Raw genomic sequence first — 2,151 nt, forward strand, 5'->3', positions numbered from 1 at the left:
GTCGCGGTGCGCCGTGAGGCGCTGGAAATCGAAGGAGGTGTGAGACCTCCTCGCCGGGCTGTCGCAGCAGTTCGGTGGGAGCTGGGCGCAGCCTGATCCGGGAGACGCCGGGGAGGGTGGGAAGCAGCGCCGACAAAGCCGGGACGGTCTGGGACTGCCAGACGGGCCGGGTCCTGCGAGCGAGATCGGACGGTATACGAGAGGAACCAGTGGTAAAGCTCCGTAAGCGTGTCACCGGCTCAAATCTGGTGGATATGGGCCGGGGAGCAGTGCACGGCCGCCTGATCCGGGTGGTCGACTTCGTAGCCGGTTTGCGATGCCGGTGGGAAGGCCACGAGGAAGGTCTGCGGCGTACTTGTGGCGATGCTGCCGGAGCAGAGCTGGATGCCAAGCCGATCAATCGAGTTCCAGTGAACACGGGAACCGTCCCGTGCTGCTCCCGCGACCCGATTTCCGTTCGGGGCCGTGGGATAGATCCGTCGTCGGTTGAAGGCGCGGGATGGGGCGGAGGCCCCGTAGTAGTCCGAGCGCACGAGAGGTGCGTACATGGCGAAGGGGGCCAGCAAGTCAGCAGTTCAGGGCAGGGAATGCCAGGAGGTCGCCGGTGAATACCGACGAACTGGAGTACGCCTTACTCAAGGCTGAACGCCGGGTACTGGAGATCCAGACCAAGCTGCACCGGTGGGCCCGCGATGACCCTCATCGCAGGTTCGATGATCTGTACAACCTTGTCGCCGATCCCGCGTTCTTGCTGGTCGCGTGGGATCGGGTGCGGCACAACAAGGGAGCACGCACGGCCGGGGTGGACAGTTTGACCGCCCACTTCATCGAGGCCGAGCGGGGCGTCTCGGAGTTCTTGGGAGATTTGCGGGCGGACTTGAAGGCCCGTACCTTCCAGCCTCTGCCGGTCCGGCGGCGAGCGATTCCCAAGCCCGGCGGCAAGAGCCGGTACTTGGGGATCGCGACCATCCGTGACCGGGTAGCCCAGGCTTCCCTGAAGCTGGTGCTGGAGCCTGTGTTCGAGGTGGATTTTCTCCCGTGCAGCTACGGGTTCCGCCCGAACCGCCGGGCCCATGACGCGGTGGCCGAGGTGCACCACTTCGCGTCCCGTTCTTATGAGTGGGTCGTGGAGGGAGACATCAAGGCTTGCTTCGATGAGATCTCGCATGCGACCCTCATGGATCGAGTACGAGAGCGAATCGGGGACAAACGCGTCCTGGCCTTGGTGAAAGCGTTCCTGAAGGCGGGCATCCTCGCCGAGGACGGCACGCTTGTCGACACCAGCGCCGGAACACCGCAAGGGTCGATCCTTTCCCCATTGCTGAGCAACGTGGCGTTGTCGGTCCTGGACGAGTTCATCGCCCAGGGCCCCGGCGGGCCCGGAGCCACGCCGTATGGGAGAGCCAAGCGGCGCCGTCAAGGTCTGCCCAACTACCGTCTCGTGCGGTATGCGGACGACTGGTGCCTGATGGTGTCGGGCACCAAGGACGACGCTGAGGCTCTCAAGGAGGAGATCGCCGGGGTCTTGGCGACGATGGGCCTTCGCCTGTCGCCGGAGAAGACCCTGGTCACCCGTATCGACGAGGGCCTGGATTTTCTTGGCTGGCGCATCCAGCGCCACCGGAAGCGAGGCACCGACAAGTACTACGTCTACGTCTATCCGGCCAAGAAGGCGCTCGCCGCCATCAAAGCCAAGATCAAGGCGTGGTGTCGGCAGAGCACCAACCTGCCGCTCGGCCTCGTGCTCATCCGGCTCAACCGGATGGTGCGGGGCTGGACCGCGTATTTCAAGTACGGATGCTCGAAGGCGACCTTCAGCTACCTGCGCTCATACCTGTGGAAACAGGTCATCAGGTGGGAGGAGCGCAAGCATCGGCGCACTACATGGAAACACCTGCGCCGGCGCTACGGCATCTGGCCCAGCAGCGGGGCCGTGGAGTTGTTCGACCCGGCCAAGGTAGCGGTCAGACGCTACTACTACCGGGGAACAAAGATCGAGGTTCCGTGGCCGAGCACAGCATGAGGCGAACGTAGTCCCCGCGGGGCTTGTGGAGCGCCCGGTGCCCTGAGAGGGGCACGCCGGGTGCGGGAGGCGGCTCGGAGAAACCCACCGGTGGCGACATCGGCAGGGCGCTCCGGGCCGACCTCACC

The 2,151-nt window shown here is 65.0% G+C and carries 1 protein-coding gene; it reads left to right on the forward strand.

Annotation, left to right across the window (positions count from 1 at the left end):
- The first annotated feature begins 604 nt into the window (after positions 1–604).
- On the forward strand, positions 605–2,023 hold the full coding sequence (gene ltrA / locus Q9G87_RS60205; protein WP_305925669.1) for a group II intron reverse transcriptase/maturase: 1,419 nt from the start codon (positions 605–607) through the stop codon (positions 2,021–2,023).
- Positions 2,024–2,151: the final 128 nt, after the last annotated feature.

It is taken from the genome of Nonomuraea turcica, from assembly GCF_030718205.1.
Lineage (GTDB): Bacteria > Actinomycetota > Actinomycetes > Streptosporangiales > Streptosporangiaceae > Nonomuraea.